Raw genomic sequence first — 25,088 nt, forward strand, 5'->3', positions numbered from 1 at the left:
GGACAGTTATAGCCCCGACAGCTGGATATAAATATATATTTTGAAAGTGGAGGTAAAAAGCTATGCAATATGATGCAGGCAGCTACGATGTCATTGTCATAGGAGCAGGTCATGCAGGCAGTGAAGCAGGTCTGGCAGCAGCAAGAGTCGGCGCGAAGACCCTCATGATTACTATCAATTTGGATATGGTAGCATTCATGCCTTGTAACCCTTCTGTCGGAGGGCCGGCAAAGGGAATCGTGGTCAGGGAAATCGATGCATTGGGCGGAGAAATGGGCAGAAATATCGATAAAACCCACATTCAGATGAGAATGCTGAATACTGGAAAAGGACCAGCCGTACGTGCATTAAGGGCACAAGCGGATAAGTTTCTTTATCAGAACGAAATGAAGAAGACGATTGAAAATGAGCCGAACCTGACATTAGTTCAGGGAATGGTAGAGCAGCTGATTGTAGAAGATGGCGTATGTACAGGGGTTATTACCCAAACAGGTGCTGTATATAAAGGGAAAACCGTGGTTATTACAACAGGGACCTTCCTGCGCGGAGAAATCATTCTTGGAGAATTGAAATATTCAAGCGGCCCGAACAACCAGCAGCCTTCCATCCGATTGTCAGAACACCTGGAGGAGCTTGGTTTTGATTTAGTCCGCTTTAAAACAGGGACGCCTCCTCGTGTGAACAGCTCAACCATCGATTATTCAAAAACGGAAATACAGCCTGGAGATGAAGTGCCAAGAGCGTTTTCCTATGAAACGACAAAATTCATTACAGACCAGCTTCCATGCTGGCTGACTTATACAAATGAAGAAACACACCTGATCATTGATAACAATCTTCACCGTTCACCGATGTACTCAGGCATGATCAAAGGAACAGGACCGCGTTATTGCCCGTCTATTGAGGATAAAGTAGTCCGATTCAATGATAAACCCCGCCACCAGATTTTCCTGGAGCCGGAAGGACGCAATACCCAGGAGGTTTACGTGCAGGGACTTTCCACAAGCCTGCCTGAGGATGTGCAGCGAAAGATTCTTGCATCCATTCCTGGCCTTGAGAAAGCGCAATTGATGCGTGCCGGATATGCCATTGAGTATGATGCGATCGTTCCGACACAACTATGGCCGACCCTCGAAACCAAGAAAGTGAAAAACTTGTATACAGCGGGGCAGATCAACGGAACATCAGGCTATGAAGAAGCTGCCGGACAGGGATTGATGGCTGGTATTAATGCCGGTCTGAATGCTTTGGATAAAGAGCAGCTGATTCTTGGAAGAGCAGATGCATATATTGGGGTATTAATAGATGATTTAGTAACTAAAGGAACGAATGAGCCATATCGTTTGTTAACCTCCCGCGCTGAATACCGCCTTCTTCTGCGCCATGATAATGCCGATCTTCGCCTGACTGAAACCGGCCATAAAATCGGGATGATAAAAGAAGAGCGATATCAAAGGTTCCTCGCTAAAAAAGAAGCTGTGGAAGCTGAAAAAGAGCGCTTGAATAGCCATTTTATCAAGCCGACCAAGCAGGTGCAGGAAATTATTACGGAAAGTGGCGGCAGTGAATTGAAGGATGGCATAAGGGCATCAGATTTGCTTAAACGACCTGAAATGAATTACAGCCACATTCAGCTTCTTGCTCCAAGTGAAACAATGCTTAGCGGAGAAGTGACTGAACAGGTAGAAATCCAGATTAAGTATGAAGGATATATTGAAAAGTCCCTCCAGCAGGTAGACAGGCTTAAAAAAATGGAAAATAAAAAAATTCCTCAAAATATTGATTATGATGCCATTAACGGCCTTGCATCAGAAGCACGCCAGAAATTAAAAGAGGTTGCCCCGCTTTCAGTAGCACAGGCTTCCAGAATCTCTGGGGTGAACCCGGCTGATGTTTCTATCTTGCTTGTTTATTTAGAACAAGGCAGAATCGCACGTGTTTCTAAATAGAGGAAATTCCGAAAAAGGATTGAAAACCTATGAATATTGAACAATTCCAGCAAGAGCTCAAGGGTCGGGGAATTGACCTGAGTGAGCTGCAGCTCCAGCAATTTGAAACCTATTATTCCCTATTGGTTGAGTGGAATGAGAAAATGAATCTGACAGCCATCACCGACAAAGAGGAAGTGTACCTGAAGCATTTTTATGACTCAATCAGTGCTGCTTTTTATTTTGATTTTACTAAGCCTTATAAATTATGTGATGTAGGGGCAGGTGCAGGATTTCCAAGCATTCCGCTGAAAATCTGCTTCCCCGGGCTGCATGTTTCCATTGTGGATTCATTGAATAAGCGGATTACCTTTTTGGAACAGCTTGCAAGCTCGCTTAATCTTTCAAATGTATCTTTCTATCATGACAGGGCTGAAAGCTTTGCACAAAACCCTGAACATCGTGAAAAATACGATGTAGTAATGGCCAGGGCCGTGGCAAGAATGTCTGTCTTAAGTGAATTGTGCCTGCCGCTTGTAAAGCCTGAAGGCCATTTTGTCGCGATGAAAGCTGCAAGCACTGGCGAAGAAATGGAAGCGGGAAAAAAAGCAATTTTCCTTTTGGGCGGAAAAGTGGAACAAATTCATCCTTTCCTGCTTCCTGAAGAAGACAGCGAAAGAAATATCATCACAATTAAAAAGGTGAAACCGACTCCGAAAAAGTATCCAAGGAAACCAGGGACACCAAATAAGACGCCGATAGAATAGCATTGTTTCCTGAATTATTGGCGGGACCATGGGATTTTTATCCTGAAATTCCTGCCGCATGAGACGGCTGGCAGGCTTAAGCTGATAGTTTGGGTTGAATTTCTTATAGCACAAACCCTGATTTTCTTTTACTATTAAAGGTAGCGGATTATGAATCAAAGGAATTGTTTAATATTGTCAATATTTAAGCAGGACATGTCATTTCTGTAGAGAATATGTTATATGGGAGTTCCTTAAAGGTGGTGTAGGGAGATGAAGCATCCTTTTTCGCGGTTCTTTGGGTTAGGCGAAAAAGAAGAACAGCAAATAGAGATGGAGGCACCAGTTAGCAGCGAAGAAATAAAAAAAATCTCCATTTCTGACATTGTGCCGAATCGATATCAACCAAGAACGGTTTTTAATGAGAATAAAATTACGGAGCTGGCCCAGACCATTCATACACATGGGATCATCCAGCCGATCGTAGTCCGGGAATATGAACCCGGCAAGTACGAAATCATTGCTGGAGAGCGGCGATTCCGGGCCATTCAGAAACTTGGCTGGGATACTGCACCAGTCCTGATCAAAGACTTCAATGATACTGAAACAGCTTCAGTAGCACTTATAGAAAACCTGCAGCGTGAAGAGCTTACGCCTGTAGAGGAGGCTCTGGCCTACAGCAGGCTCCTCCAGCTTCATGAGCTTACCCAGGAGGCGCTTGCCCAAAGGCTGGGAATCGGCCAGTCAACAGTAGCGAATAAACTAAGGCTTTTAAAGCTTCCGCAGGAAATTCAGGATGCCCTTCTTCAAAAGCATATAACAGAGCGGCATGCGCGCTCGCTGATTCCCCTGAAGGACCCTGAAAAGCAGGTTAAGCTATTGGAAGAAATCATCGAAAAAAACCTGAATGTTAAGCAGACCGAGGAACGGGTTGTCAAGATGCTCACTAGCCTGGAGAAGAAGCCAAAACCGAAAAGAAAGGCATTTTCAAAGGATATGAGAATTGCCGTTAATACAATCAGACAGTCTTTAAGCATGGTTACCGATAATGGCATTAACCTTGATTCAGAAGAAGAGGAATTTGAGGAATATTATCAGTTCACCATTAAAATACCAAAGAAAAAGCCCTAATAGATTTTTTTGCGCCTGGCAGCTGCGGATTGCCGGGCTTTCTTATTGTCTCGGGGAAATTGCCGGTAACGGCCGCTGCAGCCGTCTCTGGAGAGCAGGAAGCTTGGTCGTGCTTTTTGGCAAAGCATGTATGCTTAGTTTTTTTCCCGGAAAATAATATCAACTTTATTTTTTCATGATAAAATAGATAGCGAAACTTCAATTAATTGGAATAAGGTTTGCAATATAGGTTTTGATAAAATGCCATGCTTCCATTTTGATTGGCAGCAGGCAAGTTTAACAGATCCTTTACATGAAAATTTTTGCGGTATTTTAATAGATTGTTACTAGATTTGTTAGGAAAGTGGGTGACTTTGTGGGAAAGATTCTCGCCATTGCAAATCAAAAAGGCGGTGTGGGAAAAACCACTACTTCCGTGAACCTGGGGGCCTGTTTAGCTTACATAGGCAAGAAAGTGCTATTGGTTGATATCGATCCGCAGGGCAATGCGACCAGCGGAGCAGGGATTGACAAAGCGGACGTGGAACAATGTGTATATGATGTGCTTGTTGATGATATTGAGGCACGGGAAGTGATCAAGGAATCAAGGGTCGAGAATTTATTTGCCATTCCGGCGACAATTCAGCTTGCCGGGGCGGAAATTGAACTGGTCCCTACTATTTCAAGGGAGGTTCGCTTGAAACGGGCATTGGAAGAAGTGCAGGAACAATTCGATTATATTATCATTGATTGTCCTCCCTCCCTCGGATTGCTGACATTAAATGCTTTGACAGCAGCCGATGCAGTACTGATTCCTGTTCAATGTGAATATTACGCATTGGAAGGGCTCAGCCAGCTGCTGAATACAGTCCGGCTGGTCCAAAAGCATCTTAATCAGGATCTGAAAATTGAAGGGGTCCTGCTTACCATGCTGGATGCAAGAACAAATCTGGGCATACAAGTCATCGACGAAGTGAAAAAGTATTTTCAGGACAAAGTATATAAAACAATTATTCCGCGAAATGTCCGTTTAAGCGAAGCGCCAAGCCACGGAGAACCTATTATTATATATGATCCCAAGTCAAGAGGTGCGGAGGTTTATCTAGAACTGGCAAAGGAAGTGGAATCACATGGCTAGAGGACTTGGCAAAGGAATCAATGCTCTATTTACAAATATGGAGGCAGGAAAAGAAGATACGATCCATAATATCAATATAAAAGATTTACGGCCGAACCCCTATCAGCCGAGAAAAATATTCCATGCGGAGGCAATCAGCGAATTGAAGGAATCGATCGAGCAGCATGGTATCCTTCAGCCGATTATTGCCCGGAAAAGTATTAAGGGATATGAAATTGTCGTTGGGGAAAGGCGTTTTCGTGCAGCGAAGGAAGCAGGACTGACAACTGTTCCTGTCGTCATCAGGGAGCTGTCTGAGCAGCAGATGATGGAGCTCGCCATCCTTGAAAATCTTCAAAGAGAAGATTTGAATCCTATTGAAGAAGCAGTGGCCTATCAGTCTCTTTTAGATAAACTGGATGTAACGCAGGAGGAGCTGGCGAAGCGCCTTGGCAAAAGCCGTCCTCATATCGCAAACCATATCCGTCTGCTTTCCCTGCCTGAGGATATACAAAACCTAATTACAGAAGGGAAAATTTCGATGGGCCATGGAAGGGCGCTTCTTGCCCTGAAAAATAAGGATCTGCTGCCTTCTGTGGCAGAAAAAATCTTTAAGGAATCCATGAATGTACGTCAGCTTGAAACTTATATCCAGGGTTTGAACCAGCCTGTTTCACGTGAAACAGTGCAGCCCGCGAAGCCTAAAAAAAATGTCTTCATTAAAGAGCGTGAATCGAGTTTACGAGAGCGTTTCGGAACAACCGTTACAATTAAACAAAATAAGAAAAAAGGCAAAATTGAAATCGAGTTCTTCTCACAGGAAGATCTGGAGAGAATCTTAGATATAATCGATCAAGAAAATCAAAATTTCTAAGCCATCTTGATCAGGTGGTTTATTTTTTTGAACATTAACAGAAGGAAAGAAGCAGCTGACAATGTAAAAAGCCAGTTTTGCTTATATAAAGGTGAAAAGAAAATGATACTTTTAGGGACCATAGTTAATGCTATTTGTATAATCGCTGGAACGCTTCTTGGCAGGATATTGCAGAATATTCCTGAGAAAATGAAGGAAACGGTAATGAGCGGCATTGGCCTTGCGGTAACGGTGCTTGGCCTTCAAATGGGATTTAAAAGCCAGCAATACCTGATAGTAATATTAAGCCTGGTGATTGGGGCGGTCCTTGGCGAGTGGGCGGATCTTGATGCACGCCTTAATTCGCTCGGCCGATATATCGAAAGAAAGATGAAGGCTAAGGAGGGCAATACGATCTCTCAGGGGTTTGTCACAGCCACCTTGATTTTTTTAATTGGTGCGATGGCCATTATCGGGGCGCTCGACAGCGGAATCCGTCATGACCATGACGTGCTGTACACAAAAGCAGTCATTGACGGATTTACTTCCATTATCTTAGCCAGCACGCTTGGCATAGGCGTCATCTTTTCCGCAGTTCCGGTATTCCTCTACCAGGGAGCCATTGCTTTATTTGCCACACAAATTGATAAATGGGTTCCTCAGCAGCTGATGGATTCCTTTATTATGGAAATGACCGCAACCGGGGGGCTCATGATTGCAGCCATCGGGCTGAATCTGATGGGCCTGACTAAGATCAGAGCGGCGAACCTGCTTCCAGGAGTGCTTGTGACAGCTGTACTTGTCACTATTTTTTACTATTTTGATATAAAGCTATGATCTATTGACTTCAAATCAACAAACATAAAAAAGGGAAAGGCGGCTGCCTTCCTTTTTTTCGATATTATAGCGTTTTTTCCTGTTCATAGCTCCAGGTGAATGGAGTGAAGCTGGAGGGGCGGCTAAGCTGGCTTGAAGCCATGTGAATACCGTTTGAAATGGTTTTGGCCATTTTAAGGACAAGGTTCAGCCGAGTGTTCTGAAGGACCATGAATTCCATAAATCCGCTCACATTGACAATCCCTGTAATGTGGGCATCACCCACACTTGGGAGCTCCTTATTTACACCGGCACCCGGCTTGACTGGACCTTCGCCAATTTGGACAACTCCTACGCTTTTCAGCTTGCCTAAACATGCATCGATTCCAATGATGAATGGACGGTCATATTTCAGTTTGATTTCAGTTAGTTTTTCTTCGAGATTCATCGCGTGAATCGGATCTTCCAGGGTTCCATAAACGGAAAAGTTAGAAGCGAACGTTTTCTCTTTCAGGAATGTCCCGACAAGAGGGCCGAGCGAATCTCCAGTGGAGCGATCTGTACCGATGCAAACAATAACAATGGACTGAGTCTGAGAGGCAGGAAGCAGGGCGAGCAATTCTTTTGAAATTTGTCTCGGTGCATCTAAATCTTCATGCATGACCCGGCTCATTCGATTTTTATTTTCTAAAAAACTGGGTTTTAGGTTCATCGGTTCCACTCCTCTTTAATAGTAGTAACAGTATACGGAAAAAACACGGATAGTATACATGCAGGCGGTAAGAAACTTATCCCGTTTTTTCAGATAAAGCAGCCGGGAGCTGTACATTATATAAGGAACCAAACGGCAGGATGTGCTTTTTTAAACGTGCAGAAATCTTCGTGAGATATGAAGCAGTGCGTGCCTGGTTTTATTTTGCTTTCCTGTGGTTTATTTGTTCTACCTATATACCCATAGTTTTTTTGTACAAAAACCTATAATTGTTGTTATTATAGTATTTAAGCAGAATTCTCTTGAAAAGCTGGTGAACTATTTGTGGAATATAAAAGGAAAATTTTATAAAAAACTGTCTGATGAAGATACTTGGATTCATATTGGAGAAGGTCTCATCAAGATAATTGCTATTCTAGTCATTTCCCGGATTATCATCGGAGTTTCTAAGGCCCTGATAAAAAAATTCTTTCTGGTCCGTTCGAAAAGCCCGCTGCGGATTTCCGAACGCCGGGAAGCTACTTTATTAAAGCTATTAGAAAATGTGATTACCTATGCCGTTTACTTTATTTCGCTTGTCATGATTCTGGATGCATGCGGAATTGAAGTGAAGGCCTTGCTGGCTGGTGCCGGAATAGTGGGCCTTGCGGTAGGTTTTGGAGCGCAAAGTCTTGTAAAAGATATCATTTCAGGATTTTTCATCATTCTGGAAGACCAATTTTCTGTTGGAGATTATATCAGATTAGGAAATTTTGAAGGAGAAGTGCTCGAAATTGGACTTCGGACAACGAAGGTAAAAACCTCTACAGGCGAGTTGCATGTTGTGCCAAATGGAGGGATTTCTGAAGTCACAAATTTATCTATATTAAATAGTGTGGCCGTGGTAGATGTCAGTATTCCATATGACGGCAATGTCGGGCTTGCCGAAAAGGTTATCAATGATTTGCTGGAAGGCATGCCGGAAAAGCATGAGGATTTAATCAAAGCTCCAGAGCTATTGGGGATTCAGTCGCTCAATCCGACGGAGATTGTTCTGAGGATCGTGGCAGAAACAAGCCCTATGCGCCACTGGAATATGGCCCGCATCCTTAGAAAGGAGATACGGGCTTCACTTGATGAGCACGGCATAGAAAGCCCTGTACCACGGATGGTTATGGTAAACCGCAATGAAGGCGAATAGGGAAATCCTTGAAGGAGGGATGAGGAATGGAAGAAAAAGAGTATGCATTACATGATGTGGTTGAAATGAAGAAACCTCATCCATGCGGTGTAAATCAATGGAAGATCATCCGCCTTGGAATGGATATCCGGATAAAATGTGAAGGCTGCGGGCACAGTGTCATGCTGCCAAGAAAAGACTTTTCGAAAAAAATGAAAAAAATACTGAAGAAACACGAGGAATAGCCCATCCCGTATGGAAATCAAAAGGTGATGGCTTTTCACGGACTTGTCTTTTTTTCGCGCAAAATCTATAATTGTGAAGGGCTTAAGTTGCCCAATGGAATAATACGCAAATTTTTTTGGACAAACATTTTTGATATAGAGAGTATAAGAGGAGTGACATATACATGGCTTTAACAGCTGGTATTGTAGGACTGCCGAATGTCGGTAAATCTACTTTGTTTAACGCAATTACACAGGCGGGTGCCGAGTCTGCCAACTATCCTTTCTGCACAATTGACCCGAATGTCGGTATTGTAGAAGTGCCGGATCACCGTTTGCAGAAGTTAACTGAGCTCGTGCAGCCGAAAAAAACGGTTCCAACTGCTTTTGAATTTACAGATATTGCCGGAATAGTAAAAGGTGCAAGCAAGGGAGAAGGATTAGGAAATAAATTCCTGTCACATATCCGCCAGGTAGATGCCATCTGCCAGGTTGTACGCTGCTTTGCAGATGATAATATTACACATGTTGCCGGAAAGGTCGATCCGATTGAGGATATTGAGGTTATCAATCTGGAGCTTATTCTTGCCGATTTAGAATCTGTAGAAAAACGTATCGAACGCGTAGGCAAAATGGCCAAGCAAAAAGATAAAGAAGCGATGGTTGAACATGAAATTTTAACGATGCTGAAAGAGGCATTTGAAGAAGAAAGACCGGCACGGACTGTCGAGTTTACAGAAGAACAGCTGAAAATCGTAAAAGGCCTGCACCTTTTAACCATCAAACCAATCCTTTATGTTGCCAATGTTGGAGAAGATGATATTGCAGATCCCGCTGATAATGAATATGTTCAGAAGGTTCGTGCATTCGCTGAAAAAGACAATGCTGAAGTAATTGTCATCTGTGCGAAGATCGAATCGGAAATTGCTGAACTTGAAGGCGAAGAAAAAGAAATGTTCCTTGGTGAGCTGGGCATTGAAGAATCTGGGTTAGATCAATTAATCCGCGCTTCATACAGCCTTCTTGGCCTGGCTACTTACTTTACTGCAGGAGTCCAGGAAGTTCGTGCATGGACGTTCAGAAAAGGAATGAAGGCGCCGCAATGCGCAGGCATCATCCATTCAGATTTCGAGCGCGGGTTCATCCGTGCAGAAATCGTCTCCTATGATGATCTGGTTGCTGCAGGAAGCCATTCGGCTGCTAAAGAAGCAGGCAAAGTCCGCCTTGAAGGCAAAGAATATATCGTAGAAGACGGAGATGTTATCCACTTCCGCTTTAACGTATAATAAGTAACCCTGCAGCTGATACGGCTGCAGGGTGTTTCATTTAAAAAGGCTCTTTTCTTAAACTTTGTTGCTACCTGAACAAGGGGTTGATTTCCGCTCCAGGATGCTCGCTTTCCGTGGGGCGGGCGGTGAGCCTCACAAGCAAAGCTTGCGGGGTCTCACCTTCCCGCTAATCCCACAGGAGTCTCGCACCTTACGCTCCAATCAACCCGGTATAACAACAGGATCGCCTCACAGAACATATTAAAAAACAACAATCTTTAAAAAAAGAGCCTTTCTTAAAGATTGTTGTTTTTTTATGTTCAAGCATCCCAGTATTAAATCAGCCACCTTGTTCCATAGCAATAAAGTTTAGAAAAAAGCCTTTAAAAATATCCCTGCAGCGGGCATTGCAAAGAGACGGACACTGTGATATAATTTTGCATTGTGAGTAATTTAAATTTAATTGCTCCTTGCCCAATAGGGCCGCTTAGACCAAAAGGAGGTGACAGAGATGAGAAAATACGAAATTATGTATATCATCCGTCCAAACATTGAGGAAGACGCTAAAAAAGCGTTAGTTGAACGTTTCAACACAATTCTTACTGATAATGGTGCAGAGGTTTCTGAATCAAAAGAGTGGGGTAAACGCCGTCTTGCTTACGAAATCAATGATTTCCGCGACGGTTACTACCAAATCGTGCGTGTTAACTCTGAGGCAGCTGCGATCCAGGAATTCGATCGTTTGGCTAAAATCAGCGAAGACATTATCCGCCACATGGCTGTTAAAGAAGCTTAATGCCAGTATAATAAAGCATATTTGATTGAAAAAGATCTGGAAACTTAGGGGTTGATTCTGATGATGAATCGCGTGATTTTAGTAGGACGCTTAACTAAAGATCCTGAACTAAGATATACACCGAATGGGGTTCCTGTAGCAACGTTCACTTTGGCTGTTAACCGTGCATTTACGAATCAGCAGGGAGAACGCGAAGCAGACTTCATTAATTGTGTAGTTTGGCGTAAACCGGCAGAAAATGTAGCTAACTTCCTTAAAAAAGGAAGCCTGGCTGGCGTGGATGGACGAGTCCAGACACGTAATTATGAAGGACAAGACGGCAAACGAGTGTATGTAACAGAGATTCTGGCTGAGAGCGTTCAATTTCTTGAACCACGAAGCAGTTCAGCGGGTGAAAGAAATGATGGCGGTTCATACGGAAATCAGAAAAGCTACAATAACGATAATCCGTTTGGACAAAATCAGAATCAGAATCAACGCAATAACAACAACAACAACAACTACACTCGTGTAGACGATGATCCATTTGCCAGCGACGGCAAAACCATCGACATTTCGGATGACGATCTTCCATTTTAATGGATGAATGGATAATTTTAAATTGCAGGGAGGGAAATAATCATGGCAGGAAACCGTAAAGGCGGACGTGCAAAACGCCGTAAAGTTTGTTACTTCACAGCAAACGGAATCACTAAAATTGATTACAAAGATGTAGATCTTCTTAAAAAGTTTATCTCAGAGCGCGGTAAAATTTTACCACGCCGTGTAACAGGTACAAGCGCAAAATGGCAGCGTAAATTAACGATTGCTATCAAACGCTCTCGTACAATGGCATTATTACCATACGTTGTTGGTGAATAATCCAATTAGCACATCAAGGCGCTTGCCTTGGTGTGCTTTTTATTTGGCGTGAAAATACACGCTGTTTTTATATGCCTGCACATTGTGCGGATGGCCGAAGATGTCAGCAGGCCTGCTGAATCAACATTTTCTGCCCTTATTACTAGATTGCCCCCTAAATCTAAAAGCAATCGTTTGAATCTGTTTTTTGTAACAGCTACAATAGGGAAAGAATATATAGCAGGCTTTTCTGATTTTTGATGAATGGAAGTGAAGGATTGAATAATGGGAGAAAAGTAGCCGAGGGCGGAGTGCTCCTCGCTTTGTATAGCATTTTATTGTTACTGGTGGTTCAGCTGCCATTTTTGATTTTTTTATTTTTCTTTTTGCCGGCTCCATTTATTCTGGCAGCTATTAAACAAAAGCTGTCATGGTCTTTTGGAATGCTGTTCATGGCCAGCCTTCTAGCAACTGTCCTTGGGATGGTGTCGCAAATTCCGATGGTGCTTGTGACAGGTTTGGTCGGGATTACAATCGGATATCATATCCAGCATGATAAATCTCCTATATTGATGTTTATCCGTACGGTTCTTGTCTTTATAGCGGGCTTTGCCATTATGGCAGCCAGTGCAGCATTATTCTTTCATATTAACTTTATCTCCTTATATAAACAGTTCATGAAACAAGCCCTGCTCCAGATTGATAAGTCAGCAGGACTGCTATCCTCAATGGGACAAACATCTGCCGGGCAGTTTAAAGATCAGTTTATAGAGAGAGCTGAACTTATTATGACCCTGCTGCCAAGCCTTATCGTGACTGCTTCCATATTCATGGTTTTACTTTTTCTTTGGGCAGCACATCCGATTTTGAAAAGGTTTAGTCCTAAAAAGACAGCTTGGCCCCGATTCCGGGAGATTCAGCTTCCTAAAAGCATTTTGTGGTATTATTTAATTACCATGATACTTTTGGCAGTCATACATCCGGATAAAGGCAGCACCTGGTATATTGTGCTGATGAACCTGTTTTCCATCCTGCAGTTCTTTATGACCATACAGGGTCTTTCCTTGTTTTTTTATATCAGCTATATCAAGAAGCTGCCAAAAGCTGTGCCGGTCATTTTGGTAATTGCTTCATTTTTCATTCCAATCATACAGTCTGCTGTAAGATTATTAGGTATAATAGATTTAGGTTTTCCTTTTAGGGAATACATCCGGAAAAAGAACTAGTTTACACTTTCTGCATTGCAGCAGATGTTTTTAGGAGCTGAATATATGCCATCTTATTTAAAAAAGACAGGAAGCTCATCCATATATGGACTATTGGTGATCAGCATCGTATTTCTAGGCGTCCTTGCCTTTTATAATTGGTGGGCTGCAGCATTGGGGTTTCTGCTGCTTGGCGGAATTCTTATTCTTACATTAAGGGCTGAGTCCCTTAAACGGCGTGAAACGGAAGAGTACATTTCGACGCTTTCCTACAGGCTGAAGAAGGTAGGGGAAGAAGCCCTGCTTGAAATGCCGATAGGAATTATGCTGATTAATGAAGACTATTATATTGAATGGACCAACCCCTTCCTTGCGTCCTGCTTTGATGAAGGCACACTGGCAGGAAGGTCGCTCTATGATGTCGCGGAATCTATCGTGCCCCTGATCAAACAGGAAGTGGAATCAGAAACGGTGACCCTTCATGGCAGGAAGTTCAGAGTGATTCATAAAACAGAGGAACGGCTGCTGTATTTTTTTGATGTGACAGAACAGATTGAAATTGAAAAGCTATATGAAGAAGAGCGTACAGCCATTGCTTTTATCTTTCTGGATAATTATGATGACCTGACACAGGGTATGGATGACCAGAGAAAAAGCAGCCTGAACAGCATTGTCACCTCTTTGCTTGATAAATGGGCTAAAGACAATGGTGCCTTCTTAAAACGAACTTCATCAGAGCGTTTTATTGCCGTTTTTAATGAAAGCATCCTGCAGCTTCTTGAAAAAGGGAAATTCACCATTCTTGATGAAATCCGTGAAACGACATCAAAGCAAAATGTTCCGCTCACATTAAGCATAGGAGTGGGCTCTGGCGTTTCCTCACTGCCGGAACTCGGATCTATGGCCCAGTCCAGCCTGGATTTGGCGTTAGGCCGGGGAGGAGACCAGGTAGCCATTAAGCTGCCTAATGGAAAGGTGAAATTCTACGGCGGAAAAACAAACCCTATGGAAAAACGGACAAGGGTACGCGCCAGGGTCATTTCCCATGCTTTGAAGGATATTGTCCTCGACAGCGATAAAGTCATCGTAATGGGGCATAAGCATCCGGATATGGATGCAATCGGATCAGCCATCGGGATCTTAAAAGTAGCCCAGATGAACCAGCGTGAAGGTTATATTGTTGTTAATTTCCAGGAAATTGATACAGCCGTCCGCAAGCTGATGGATGAAACGAAAAATACGAAGCCGGAGCTTCATTCCCGTTTCATCACCCCGGAGGATGCTTTTGAAATACTGACTGAAGATACTTTGCTCGTGGTCGTCGATACGCATAAGCCATCCATGCTGATTGAAGAGAAGCTGCTTGGCAGAATCGATAAAGTGGTTGTGATCGACCATCACAGGCGCGGAGAGGAATTCATCAATAATTCCCTGCTTGTATATATGGAGCCTTATGCTTCCTCAACGGCAGAACTCGTTACAGAGCTATTGGAGTATCAGCCAAAACGAAGCAAGATCGATATGCTCGAATCCACGGCGCTGCTTGCCGGCATCATTGTAGACACAAAAAGCTTTACCCTAAGGACAGGTTCAAGAACATTTGATGCTGCCTCCTACCTCCGTGCACACGGTGCAGATACAGTGCTTGTCCAGAAGTTCCTGAGAGAAGACGTGGATACCTATATTAAGCGCTCCAAGCTTATTGAATCTGCATCCTTCTATAAGGAGGGCATTGCCATTGCGAGAGGAACGGAAGGCGAGACCAAGGATCAGGTGCTGATTGCCCAGGCAGCTGATACCCTATTGACGATGGAAGGGGTCATTGCTTCATTCGTCATTGCCAAGCGCTCTGAGGATATGGTCGGGATCAGTGCAAGATCGCTTGGGGATATCAATGTCCAGGTAATCATGGAAATGCTGAATGGAGGCGGACATCTGACCAATGCCGCAACACAGCAGGTATGCTCCATAGATGAAGCGGAAGCTAAATTAAAGGCCGCTATAGATGAATATTTAGAAGGAGGACAAAAAGAATGAAAGTGATATTCTTAAAAGACGTAAAAGGCAAAGGTAAAAAAGGCGAAGTGAAAAACGTGGCAGATGGCTATGCACATAACTTTTTGCTGAAGCAGGGCCTTGCAGTAGAAGCATCTAACGCCAATGTTAAAACATTGGATGCACAGAAAAACAAAGAAAAAGTGCTTGCAGAAGAAGAGCTGCAGCAAGCGAAGGAACTAAAAGAAAAGATTGAAAAGCTGACTGTGGAGCTTTCTGCCAAGGCTGGTGAAGGCGGCAGATTGTTTGGCAGCATCACGACTAAACAAATTGCCGAAGAGCTTCAGAAAAAGCATGGAATCAAAATCGATAAGCGCAAAATGGAGCTAAGTGAAGGCATCCGCTCATTGGGCCATACAAAGGTTCCTGTAAAGCTTCATCCAGAGGTATCGGCGACACTTACCGTGCAAGTCAAAGAAATTAACTAATTTTAGCTCTTTCAAATCTATGAAAACTTGATAAAATAGAACTAGGGAAAAAAGTGATAGGTCTTTCGCGTCCATCACTTTTTTTCTTTTTGGACATTTATGAATACACCTACTAAACTCTTTAAAGAAGAGTTCACTATAGCAAGAGAAATCCTCTCGAATGGAGGCTGCATATGAACGAATTATTTCAGGATCGGATTCCGCCGCAAAATGTGGAGGCGGAACAGGCTGTACTAGGGGCTATATTCCTGGAACCATCATCTTTGACAGTTACATCGGAAATGCTGATTCCAGAAGACTTTTACCGCAGCTCGCACCAGAAAATATTTAATGTCATGCTCAACCTGAATGATGAAGGAAAAGCCGTGGATTTAATTACGGTCACAGAACAGCTTGCAGCTGCAAAGAACCTTGAAGAAGTGGGCGGTGTCTCTTATTTAAGCGAACTTGCAGCATCTGTGCCTACTGCTGCCAATATTGAATATTATGCGCGGATCGTGGAGGAAAAATCCCTCCTGCGGCGCTTGATCCGTACAGCTACAAATATTGCACAGGAAGGTTACAGCAGGGAAGATGAAGTGGAAAATCTCCTTGGCGAAGCCGAAAAGAATATCATGGAGGTGGCACAGAGAAAGAACTCTGGCGCCTTTCAGAATATCAAGGATGTACTGGTACGCACCTATGATAATATTGAGGTTTTAACGAACCGCAAAGGCGACGTTACAGGTATACCAACAGGGTTCGCCGAATTGGACAGGATGACAGCCGGCTTTCAGCGGAACGATTTAATTATTGTGGCTGCCCGTCCTTCTGTAGGTAAAACAGCATTTGCACTGAATATCGCCCAAAACGTAGCCACAAAAACGGAAGAAAATGTAGCTATATTCAGCCTGGAGATGGGTGCTGAGCAGCTTGTAATGCGTATGCTGTGTGCTGAAGGCAATATCAATGCCCAGAATCTGCGGACAGGATCATTGACCGATGAAGACTGGCGGAAATTGACCATGGCGATGGGAAGCCTCTCCAATGCTGGCATTTATATTGATGACACCCCTGGGGTAAGAATCGGGGATATAAGGTCAAAATGCCGCCGGCTGAAGCAGGAGCATGGCCTTGGCATGATCCTGATTGATTATCTGCAGCTAATCCAAGGAAACGGAAGATCAGGTGAAAACCGCCAGCAGGAGGTTTCTGAAATATCCCGTTCCCTTAAGGCGCTCGCGCGTGAACTGCAGGTGCCGGTCATTGCCTTGTCACAGCTTTCCCGCGGAGTGGAGCAGCGCCAGGACAAACGCCCGATGATGTCGGATATCCGTGAATCAGGAAGTATTGAGCAGGATGCTGATATCGTTGCTTTCTTATACCGCGATGATTATTATGACAAAGAATCCGAAAACAAGAATATCATTGAAATCATTATCGCCAAACAGCGTAACGGACCTGTAGGCACGGTGTCTCTTGCCTTTGTGAAGGAATACAATAAATTCGTAAACCTGGAACGAAGGCTTGACGATTCGCAGATGCCGCCTGGCGCATAATATAATGCAAGATAAAATAGGGCCATTCTTCTATTTAGGGAAGAATGGCCTTATTTTTGGTTATCCTGTAAAAGCGGGCTATTGTACTCATTCACGAACATATAAAGTAATTATGTTGTATATTGTTCGGTTTTTTATTGACTTCTTTCCCGTTAACCTGTTAAAATGAGTTTGTTTGATAAGAACCGGTTATGAGAACCGGTATTACGTGAAATCTTTGGAGGTGCTGTATATGTCATCAGTGGTAGTGGTCGGTACGCAATGGGGAGACGAAGGCAAAGGCAAAATTACAGATTTTTTATCTGAAAATGCGGAAGCCATCGCTCGTTATCAAGGCGGAAACAATGCTGGGCATACGATTAAGTTTAACGGAGAAACGTACAAGCTTCACTTAATTCCATCAGGAATTTTCTATAGCGATAAAATCTGTGTGATTGGAAATGGCATGGTTGTAGATCCTAAGGCGCTTGTGGAAGAGATTGCTTATCTTCATGACCATGGAGTAACAACGGATAATCTTCGCATTTCAAATCGCGCCCACGTGATTCTGCCTTATCATTTAAAACTGGATCAAGTGGAAGAAGAGCGCAAAGGCGATAACAAGATTGGAACAACGAAAAAGGGAATCGGTCCAGCTTATATGGATAAAGCAGCCAGAATGGGCATCCGCATGGCAGACTTATTGGACAGGGAGATTTTTGAAGAAAAGCTTGCACGCAATCTGGAGGAAAAAAATCGCCTTCTTGAACGCTTTTATGAAACAGAAGGTTTCAAACTGGAAGAAATCCTTGATGAATACTTTGAATATGGCCAGCAGGTGAAGCAGTATGTCTGCGATACTTCTGTGGTGCTGAATGATGCCTTGGATGACGGAAAACGGGTATTATTTGAAGGTGCACAGGGAGTAATGCTTGATATTGATCAGGGAACATATCCTTTCGTTACTTCTTCCAATCCTGTAGCGGGCGGCGTAACGATCGGATCAGGAGTAGGCCCTACTAAAATCAATCATGTTGTCGGTGTATGCAAGGCCTATACAAGCCGTGTGGGAGATGGCCCATTCCCTACCGAACTGGATGATGAAATCGGCCATCAAATCCGCGAGGTCGGACGCGAATATGGTACGACGACCGGAAGGCCGCGCCGTGTAGGGTGGTTTGATTCTGTTGTTGTCCGCCATGCACGCCGTGTGAGCGGGATTACAGATCTATCTCTGAATTCCATCGATGTGCTTACAGGCATTGAGAAATTGAAAATTTGTGTAGCATACAATCATAAAGGAACGATCATAGAAGAATTCCCGGCAAGCCTGAAAACCATTTCTGAATGTGAGCCTGTTTATGAAGAGCTGCCAGGATGGGAAGAGGACGTTACGGGCTGCAAATCTCTTGATGAGCTGCCGGTAAATGCGCGTCACTATATTGAGCGTGTTTCACAGCTTACAGGGATTCCATTAACGACTTTTTCAGTCGGCCCTGACCGCATGCAGACTAATGTTGTCAGAAGCCCATGGCGCCAGGTATAAGGAAAATCGGCCTGCTTGTTAAAACAGCAGGCCTTTTCTCTGCCTTACATCCAGTTGAAAATTGATCCGTGAAAAAATAAAAAAATTTTTATTCTGAAATACTATTGCCATAGTTATAGATTCTATGATATTATCAAAAGCGTCGTCACAATAGAGAGTAAAACAGCAAGGGATGCCAAAGAGCGGCACACTCAGGTTGTAACGTTTTATTGATACACTCTTTTATGCCGAGCCATTAGCTCAGTTGGTAGAGCATCTGACTTTTAATCAGAGGGTCGAAGGTTCGAATCCTTCATGGCTCACCATTTCGGCCCATTGGTCAAGCGGTTAAGACACCGCCCTTTCACGGCGGTAACACGGGTTCGAATCCCGTATGGGTCATTAGCAAAAGCGAAGCAGGAGATGGGAAGGATTTCTCTCCCATCCGAAGCTTGCCTTGATGCTAGCAAATAATCAAATGTGGTCCCGTGGTGTAGCGGTTAACATGCCTGCCTGTCACGCAGGAGATCGCGGGTTCGATTCCCGTCGGGACCGCCATATTTGGCTCAGTAGCTCAGTCGGTAGAGCAAAGGACTGAAAATCCTTGTGTCGGCGGTTCGATTCCGTCCTGAGCCATCTCTAAAACGCCTTTAGGGCGTTTTTTTTATTTTCTGATTATATCATTCGGTCCCCCGGCTTACTAAAACTGGGGACTTTTTTTGTAAGGGTGTTTCGTAACCTTTATTTCTGCCCCAACAAGTGGCTGATTTCCGCTGCACGATGCTCCAATCAGCCTGCTTTAACAATGGATTTACCTCGAGGGCTTGTTAAGAACCAACAATCTTTAAGAAAAGAGCCTAAGAAAAAGGGAGCCTTCATAAAGGATTGATGGATTAGCTGAATGAATACAAGAGTGGAAATCTTGTATTTGGTAAATGTTGAGCTGAAAAGTAAAAAGGTGATTTACCGGTAATAAAATGATAAAGTAGAATAGACAAGATATGCGATGCTTGAGGGAAGCATGCAAGCTGCATGCGCTTATAAGTACCGGTGACAAGGCTTGCTATTATGATACAAGCCTTTCTTTCATAAATACAGAGAATGAATTGTAAACAAAGGAGCGGGAGATATGGAAAAGAAAATCCTTGTAGTGGACGATGAAAAGCCAATTGCAGACATTCTGCAGTTTAACCTGAAAAAAGAAGGCTTCGATGTACAGTGTGCGTATGACGGCAATGAAGCGCTAAAAATGGTGGAAGAACTTCAGCCCGATCTTATTTTGCTTGATATCATGCTTCCTTTAAGAGACGGTATGGAAGTGTGCAGGGAAGTAAGGAAAAAATACGAAATTCCAATCATTATGCTGACGGCAAAGGATTCTGAGATTGATAAGGTGCTTGGGCTTGAACTGGGAGCGGACGATTATGTAACGAAGCCGTTCAGCACCCGGGAAATAATTGCACGGGTCAAGGCAAATCTTAGGCGCCAGCAGGCCATAGCGGTTACAGAAACGGAAGATGAATCGAGAGAAATCACAATAGGCTCTCTTATTATTCATCCTGATGCATATGTCGTTTCGAAACGGGGCGAGACCATTGAGCTGACTCACCGTGAGTTTGAGCTGCTTCACTACTTAGCAAAACATATAGGACAGGTTATGACACGGGAACATCTGCTGCAGACCGTTTGGGGCTATGATTATTTCGGAGATGTCCGTACGGTGGATGTCACTGTAAGGCGATTGCGCGAAAAAATTGAAGATAATCCAAGCCATCCAGGCTGGATTGTAACAAGAAGAGGGGTAGGTTATTACCTTCGTAACCCTGAACAGGAGTAAGATGCATGAAAAAGGTAGGAATATTCCGTTCCATACAGCTTAAGTTTGTCTTAATCTATGTATTGCTGATTTTTGTTGCCATGCAGATCATTGGCGTATATTTCGTCGGGAAGCTGGAGAAAAACCTTGTCGGAAACTTCAAAAACTCTATAGAAGGCCATGTTAACCTTCTGGCCTACAGTGTTGGTGAAGAAATGGCGAAGGAAAGAGACAAGGATTCACCGCCGCTTGAGACAGACATCAATAGAATTCTATCGGAAAAAAATAACTCTTCCAATGATATATCAGAGGTACGGGTCATTGACTTGCCAAGCAGACGAATCATCGCAACATCTGATCCTGGCAATCAAAAGATTGTCGGCCGGAAAACAACAGAAGTCATGATCAAGCGGACCCTTGTTTTTGGCACAAATGAAAATAAAATATTCCGTGATCCAAAAAATGGCCGGAGAATCCTGGTGCTTTCCACCCCTATTGAATCAAAAGGCAAGGTGATTGGCGCCATCTATATCATTGCCCAGATGGAAAATGTGTATCAGCAAATGAATGTCATTAACCGCATTTTCATTACGGGGACTGCCATTGCATTAGGCATTACAGCCATACTCGGCATTTTCCTGGCCAAGACCATCACAAGGCCGATGACCGATATGAGGAAACAGGCCATTGCGATGTCAAAAGGGAACTTCTCGCGGAAGGTTAAGGTGTACGGAGATGACGAAATCGGCCAGCTTGCTGTTACCTTTAACAACTTGACGAAGAAGCTTCAGGACTCCCAGTCAAGCACGGAAGGCGAACGGAGAAAGCTATCCTCTGTCCTTTCCTATATGACGGATGGAGTAATTTCGACCGACCGCAGAGGAAGAGTCAATCTGATCAATGAACCTGCAGCAAGGCTTCTCGATGTTTCACGTGAAACAGTGCTTAACCAGCCCATTCTGCAGCTTCTGGGGCTTGAGGATGAGTATACATTTGAGGATTTGCTCGAGCAGCAGGAGTCTTTAATTCTTGATTACGGAAAACAAAATAAGCCTTATATACTGCGGGCGAATTTTTCCGTGATCCAGAAAGAAACAGGCTTTGTTAATGGCCTGATCACGGTTCTTCATGATATAACCGATCAGGAAAAAATCGATGAAGAACGCCGTGAGTTCGTGGCGAATGTTTCGCATGAATTGCGGACACCGCTGACTACCATGAGGAGCTATCTTGAAGCGCTGGCAGAGGGGGCATGGCAGGATGAGGATCTTGCTCCTTCTTTCCTAAATGTTACCCAAAACGAGACCGAGCGGATGATCCGACTGGTTAATGATTTGCTGAAGCTATCTAAAATGGACAGCAGGGATTATAGGCTATCCAAGGATTGGGCTGATTTCGGCGAGTTCTTTAATCATATTATAGACCGTTTTGAAATGTCGAAAAAGGAAGACATCACCTTTAAAAGGCTCATTCCTAAAGAATCCTTCCTTGTGGAAATTGATGAAGATAAAATCACCCAGGTTCTCTACAACATCATTTCCAATGCAATGAAGTACTCACCTGAGGGCGGGCAGATCACCTTTGGTCTGCGTGCTGAAGAAAAGCAGATTATCATCAGCATCAGCGACCAGGGAGTGGGCATACCGAAGAATACCATCCATAAGATCTTTGAGCGGTTTTACCGGGTGGATAAGGCGCGTTCAAGGAACCTTGGCGGAACCGGATTGGGACTTGCCATAGCGAAGGAAATGGTTGTGGCCCACGGCGGGAAAATCTGGGCTGAAAGTGTTGAAGGCAAAGGAACAACAGTGTTCTTTACCCTTCCTTATGAACCGGAACAAGAGGATGAGTGGTCATGAATATAGAAGGAGCAAAGAGCATTATACTGACGCTTCTCATAATGATTAGTGCATTTTTGACCTGGAATATTTGGACATATCAGCCGAAGTATGATCCCATCAGCCAAAGCGGTGACACGTATTCGGTTGATATTGACAAAAAAGGTATTGATGACGTTGTAAAGCCAAGCAGTGTCCTTTTTCATAAAAACGGAAAGCACTATCAGACTTTTGAGGAAGCAGATATATACAATATTCAAAAAGAGCTGTCGGGCTGGACTTTATACAATTTCCGGGACATTTCTTCAACCGTTAACTCTTTAAAATTCAAGGATTTTGTCCATGGGAACGGAAATACGGAAATCATCTTCAGGGATATTGTGCCGCTTGATTTATTTAAAAAAACCCTTGATATCGATGAAGAAAATCTTCCATCCATCTCATTCGACAGAATCGTATTTAAGCCTGCCGATTCGCCTCGCAGAGAAGCAAATGTCTACTTTGTTTCGTATGAAAAGCAGAGGGTATTCGAAGCTAAAGTGAATTCTTCCTTTATAAAAAAATTCAATCAGGCCTTTTATCAAAAGGCAGCTGATTACCCCGAGTACCAGGAGCACGGCAAGCGCAATGTCTTATATGTTTCAAAAGATCCTTCAAAAATGAATCAGTATAAGTACAGCATTACAAGAATCAATACTGAAAAATTCAAGGATGCATTATTCAGCGATCCTAAATATGTTGTCCGCCATGAGTCCGTAATCCAGGGCGATGAGTATTCAGATGGCTTGAGGCTTATGCTTGTAAATAAAGAAAGCTCGATGATTTCCTTTGTGAATCCGGCTCAAAAAAGCAAAGTATTCGGAAGCTCAAGTGACCTTTTGAAAAAAAGCATTGATTTTATCAATAATCACGCGGGCTGGGAAGATAACCGCTATCTGTTTGACGGATTAAATGAGGAAGAACAAAGTGTCCGCTTCCGGTTACTTGTCAAAGGATATCCTGTGTTTAATGATATTGGCAGCATTAATGAAATCTGGGGCAGTGCAGATATCTACCGCTATGAGCATCCTAGCTTCTTCTTGGAGGTGCCTCTGCCGGAAGATCTCTCCATCACCCTGCAATCTGGCGAAGAAGTGTACCAGAGGCTCAGGAATATGCGGAATATCGATATGGATGCGGTCCAGGACCTTGCATGCGGATATATGATGATGAAGGATCCGACTGATAGTAAATTAGTTTCACTGGAGCCTAAGTGGTATTATCGTTCCGGCGATGATTGGATCATGGTTCCCGATGAAGATCCCGGGACCAGGAGGCGATAAGCGTGGATTGGAATAAAACCAAAACGATATTCATTATGGTATTTCTTATTCTCGATATCTTTTTGCTGTATCAATTTATTGAAAAAAGAAACAGCAGCAAATACGACCTCATGTCAAAAACCTCTACAGAGGATTTGATTAAAGAGGATGACATTAAATACGTAGATATGCCCAAGGAAAGCCTGAAGGAAAAGTTCCTTATTGCCAAGAGCAAGGTCTTTGAAAAAAAGGATATACAGGAGCTTCAAAATCAGAAGGTGCAGATTTTAAGCGGAGGGACCCAGATCAGGGGAACATTCAAAAATAAAATCAGCCTGAGTGACAAGTTTCAGTCCAATCAGCTGGACACATATCTGAAGGGGAACATATTGAACGGCGACCAGTACCGCTTTTGGTCATATGATAAAACCAATAATGTACTCATTTATTACCAGTTTGCGGACAACAAGACCTTTTTTAATAATAGCAAGGGAAAACTGAAGTTATTTCTCAATGATAATCGGGAAATTGCTTCATATGAGCAAACATTTCTTGAAGGAATCAATGAACAGTCTAACAAGGAGAAGGAAATTCAGCCGGCAAGCCAGGCGATTGAAAACTTATACATCGATGGCGATATCCCTGCGAAAAGTGAAGTAAAAGCCGAACTCGGTTATTATAATTCACTTCAGTCCTCCTCGGTTTCCAATCTGCTGATTCCGACCTGGAAAATTACTGTGAATGATAAGAAGGATTTGTTTGTAAATGCCTTTGACGGTGAAATCATTGAATTAAATACAGAAGAAAAAATACTATTGGAGTGAGTTTCATGACTATGCATTTTAGTGTTCTCGCAAGCGGGAGTACGGGAAATGCCTTTTTCGTCGAGACAGAGGATCAATCCTTTCTCGTGGATGCAGGATTGAGCGGCAAAGCGATGGAGGGTTTATTCAGCGAAATCGGCCGGGATATGTCCAAGCTATCCGGAATTCTCGTCACCCATGAACATAGCGATCATATTAAGGGCCTCGGCGTTGTTGCAAGGAAACATAATCTCCCAATCTATGCAAATAAGAAAACCTGGGATGCTATGGAGCGTTCCATAGGGGCCATTCCCCTGGAGCAGAAATTCGCCTTTGAAATGGAACAGGTCAAAACCTTTGGCAGCCTTGATATTCAATCCTTTGGTGTTTCACATGATGCAGCAGAACCGATGTTTTATGTCTTTCATCAGGGTGAGAAAAAGCTGGTTTTAATAACAGACACCGGGTATGTCAGTGACAGGGTGAAGGGCATCATTTCTAATGCAGATGCTTATATATTCGAAAGCAATCACGATGTTTCCATGCTGAGAATGGGCAGGTACCCGTGGAGCATTAAACGGAGGATTTTAAGCGATGTCGGGCATGTGTCCAACGAAGATGCCGCGCTTGCCATGAGTGACGTGGCAGGCGACCGTACCAAGCGGATCTACCTTGCCCACCTAAGCCTTGATAATAATATGAAGGATCTGGCCAGAATGTCTGTGGAGCAAACCCTGCAGACACAGGGCATTGTAATCGGCGAGCAATTCTCCTTGTATGATACAGACCCGAAAAAGCCTACAGAGCTTGTACAATTGTAAAATAGCAGGAAGGAATGAGAAGGGAATTTTCTTTTCATTCCTTTTTTTCAGGCTGGTTTCGTAAATTTTGCTGCTATAGAACAAGGGGTTGATTTCCGCTACAGGATGCTACGCTTTCCGCGGGGCGTGCGCTAGCCTCCTCGACTTACGTCTGCGGGGTCTCATCTGTCACGCAGATCCCGCAGGAGTCTCCGCACCTTTCGCTCCAAT

The 25,088-nt window shown here is 43.5% G+C and carries 23 protein-coding genes and 4 tRNA genes; 26 read left to right on the forward strand and 1 reads right to left on the reverse strand.

Going from position 1 to position 25,088, the window contains the following annotated elements:
* The first annotated feature begins 62 nt into the window (after window positions 1–62).
* From mnmG to BM126_RS04550, 6 genes are all read left to right on the forward strand, one after another.
* Entirely contained in the window at window positions 63–1,949 is a 1,887-nt protein-coding gene (mnmG, locus tag BM126_RS04520) for a tRNA uridine-5-carboxymethylaminomethyl(34) synthesis enzyme MnmG (RefSeq protein WP_090988431.1), read from the forward strand.
* Between the two features lie 29 nt (window positions 1,950–1,978).
* The gene (rsmG, locus tag BM126_RS04525) at window positions 1,979–2,695 is read left to right on the forward strand and encodes a 16S rRNA (guanine(527)-N(7))-methyltransferase RsmG (protein WP_090988432.1); all 717 of its coding nucleotides are present in this window, start codon (window positions 1,979–1,981) and stop codon (window positions 2,693–2,695) included.
* Between the two features lie 252 nt (window positions 2,696–2,947).
* The gene (gene noc, locus BM126_RS04530) at window positions 2,948–3,805 is read left to right on the forward strand and encodes a nucleoid occlusion protein (RefSeq protein WP_071353235.1); all 858 of its coding nucleotides are present in this window, start codon (window positions 2,948–2,950) and stop codon (window positions 3,803–3,805) included.
* A 355-nt stretch (window positions 3,806–4,160) separates the two neighbouring features.
* Window positions 4,161–4,922 carry a ParA family protein gene (locus BM126_RS04540; protein WP_090988434.1) on the forward strand — a complete coding sequence of 254 codons (762 nt, stop codon included), beginning with the start codon at window positions 4,161–4,163 and terminating at the stop codon, window positions 4,920–4,922.
* Window positions 4,915–5,775 carry a ParB/RepB/Spo0J family partition protein gene (locus BM126_RS04545; protein WP_090988435.1) on the forward strand — a complete coding sequence of 287 codons (861 nt, stop codon included), beginning with the start codon at window positions 4,915–4,917 and terminating at the stop codon, window positions 5,773–5,775. Before BM126_RS04540 ends, BM126_RS04545 begins: the two co-directional genes overlap by 8 nt.
* 102 nt (window positions 5,776–5,877) lie before the next feature.
* Entirely contained in the window at window positions 5,878–6,591 is a 714-nt protein-coding gene (locus tag BM126_RS04550) for a DUF554 domain-containing protein (RefSeq protein ID WP_090988944.1), read from the forward strand.
* A 64-nt stretch (window positions 6,592–6,655) separates the two neighbouring features.
* Here the strand turns inward: BM126_RS04550 and yyaC are convergent, their stop codons facing one another.
* A complete protein-coding gene (gene yyaC, locus BM126_RS04555; RefSeq protein ID WP_090988436.1) occupies window positions 6,656–7,282 on the reverse strand; it encodes a spore protease YyaC in 627 nt (208 codons plus the stop codon).
* A 313-nt stretch (window positions 7,283–7,595) separates the two neighbouring features.
* Between yyaC and BM126_RS04560 the strand changes: the two genes are divergently transcribed.
* The 20 genes from BM126_RS04560 to BM126_RS04660 all read left to right on the forward strand — a co-directional run bounded on the left by BM126_RS04560 (window position 7,596) and on the right by BM126_RS04660 (window position 24,878).
* Entirely contained in the window at window positions 7,596–8,462 is an 867-nt protein-coding gene (locus BM126_RS04560) for a mechanosensitive ion channel family protein (protein WP_177201312.1), read from the forward strand.
* Window positions 8,463–8,488: 26 nt separating this feature from the next.
* Window positions 8,489–8,686, forward strand: coding sequence for a DUF951 domain-containing protein (locus tag BM126_RS04565; protein ID WP_090988437.1), 198 nt, complete (start codon window positions 8,489–8,491; stop codon window positions 8,684–8,686).
* A gap of 164 nt (window positions 8,687–8,850) precedes the next feature.
* Window positions 8,851–9,951, forward strand: coding sequence for a redox-regulated ATPase YchF (gene ychF / locus BM126_RS04570; protein ID WP_071353229.1), 1,101 nt, complete (start codon window positions 8,851–8,853; stop codon window positions 9,949–9,951).
* Between the two features lie 493 nt (window positions 9,952–10,444).
* Window positions 10,445–10,729 (forward strand): 30S ribosomal protein S6, encoded by a 285-nt coding sequence (rpsF, locus tag BM126_RS04575; RefSeq protein ID WP_071349570.1) that lies wholly within the window; start codon window positions 10,445–10,447, stop codon window positions 10,727–10,729.
* 60 nt (window positions 10,730–10,789) lie between these two features.
* Window positions 10,790–11,308, forward strand: coding sequence for a single-stranded DNA-binding protein (ssb, locus tag BM126_RS04580; RefSeq protein ID WP_071349571.1), 519 nt, complete (start codon window positions 10,790–10,792; stop codon window positions 11,306–11,308).
* A gap of 42 nt (window positions 11,309–11,350) precedes the next feature.
* Window positions 11,351–11,590 (forward strand): 30S ribosomal protein S18, encoded by a 240-nt coding sequence (gene rpsR / locus BM126_RS04585; protein ID WP_071349572.1) that lies wholly within the window; start codon window positions 11,351–11,353, stop codon window positions 11,588–11,590.
* A gap of 239 nt (window positions 11,591–11,829) precedes the next feature.
* A complete protein-coding gene (locus BM126_RS04595; protein WP_141770028.1) occupies window positions 11,830–12,795 on the forward strand; it encodes a YybS family protein in 966 nt (321 codons plus the stop codon).
* Window positions 12,796–12,840: 45 nt separating this feature from the next.
* Window positions 12,841–14,811 (forward strand): DHH family phosphoesterase, encoded by a 1,971-nt coding sequence (locus BM126_RS04600; RefSeq protein ID WP_090988440.1) that lies wholly within the window; start codon window positions 12,841–12,843, stop codon window positions 14,809–14,811.
* Window positions 14,808–15,257, forward strand: coding sequence for a 50S ribosomal protein L9 (gene rplI, locus BM126_RS04605; RefSeq protein WP_071349574.1), 450 nt, complete (start codon window positions 14,808–14,810; stop codon window positions 15,255–15,257). The genes BM126_RS04600 and rplI overlap by 4 nt, the downstream gene beginning before the upstream one ends.
* Before the next feature lie 173 nt (window positions 15,258–15,430).
* Entirely contained in the window at window positions 15,431–16,795 is a 1,365-nt protein-coding gene (dnaB, locus tag BM126_RS04610; protein WP_090988441.1) for a replicative DNA helicase, read from the forward strand.
* A gap of 232 nt (window positions 16,796–17,027) precedes the next feature.
* Window positions 17,028–18,320, forward strand: coding sequence for an adenylosuccinate synthase (locus tag BM126_RS04615; RefSeq protein WP_090988442.1), 1,293 nt, complete (start codon window positions 17,028–17,030; stop codon window positions 18,318–18,320).
* A 229-nt stretch (window positions 18,321–18,549) separates the two neighbouring features.
* A tRNA-Lys gene (locus tag BM126_RS04620) sits at window positions 18,550–18,625 on the forward strand.
* A 4-nt stretch (window positions 18,626–18,629) separates the two neighbouring features.
* Window positions 18,630–18,701 (forward strand) — tRNA-Glu (locus tag BM126_RS04625).
* Window positions 18,702–18,781: 80 nt separating this feature from the next.
* A tRNA-Asp gene (locus BM126_RS04630) sits at window positions 18,782–18,857 on the forward strand.
* A 5-nt stretch (window positions 18,858–18,862) separates the two neighbouring features.
* Window positions 18,863–18,935, forward strand: a tRNA-Phe gene (locus tag BM126_RS04635).
* 493 nt (window positions 18,936–19,428) lie between these two features.
* Window positions 19,429–20,136, forward strand: coding sequence for a response regulator YycF (yycF, locus tag BM126_RS04640; RefSeq protein ID WP_071349577.1), 708 nt, complete (start codon window positions 19,429–19,431; stop codon window positions 20,134–20,136).
* A gap of 5 nt (window positions 20,137–20,141) precedes the next feature.
* The gene (walK, locus tag BM126_RS04645; protein WP_090988443.1) at window positions 20,142–21,974 is read left to right on the forward strand and encodes a cell wall metabolism sensor histidine kinase WalK; all 1,833 of its coding nucleotides are present in this window, start codon (window positions 20,142–20,144) and stop codon (window positions 21,972–21,974) included.
* Window positions 21,971–23,275: a YycH family regulatory protein gene (locus BM126_RS04650; protein WP_090988444.1), complete on the forward strand. Its 1,305-nt coding sequence runs from the start codon at window positions 21,971–21,973 to the stop codon at window positions 23,273–23,275. Before walK ends, BM126_RS04650 begins: the two co-directional genes overlap by 4 nt.
* A gap of 2 nt (window positions 23,276–23,277) precedes the next feature.
* Window positions 23,278–24,078 (forward strand): two-component system regulatory protein YycI, encoded by an 801-nt coding sequence (locus tag BM126_RS04655; protein WP_090988445.1) that lies wholly within the window; start codon window positions 23,278–23,280, stop codon window positions 24,076–24,078.
* Between the two features lie 5 nt (window positions 24,079–24,083).
* Entirely contained in the window at window positions 24,084–24,878 is a 795-nt protein-coding gene (locus BM126_RS04660) for an MBL fold metallo-hydrolase (protein ID WP_090988446.1), read from the forward strand.
* Window positions 24,879–25,088 lie beyond the last annotated feature (210 nt).

Source organism: Bacillus sp. OV322 (assembly GCF_900112495.1).
Taxonomy (GTDB): domain Bacteria; phylum Bacillota; class Bacilli; order Bacillales; family DSM-1321; genus Peribacillus.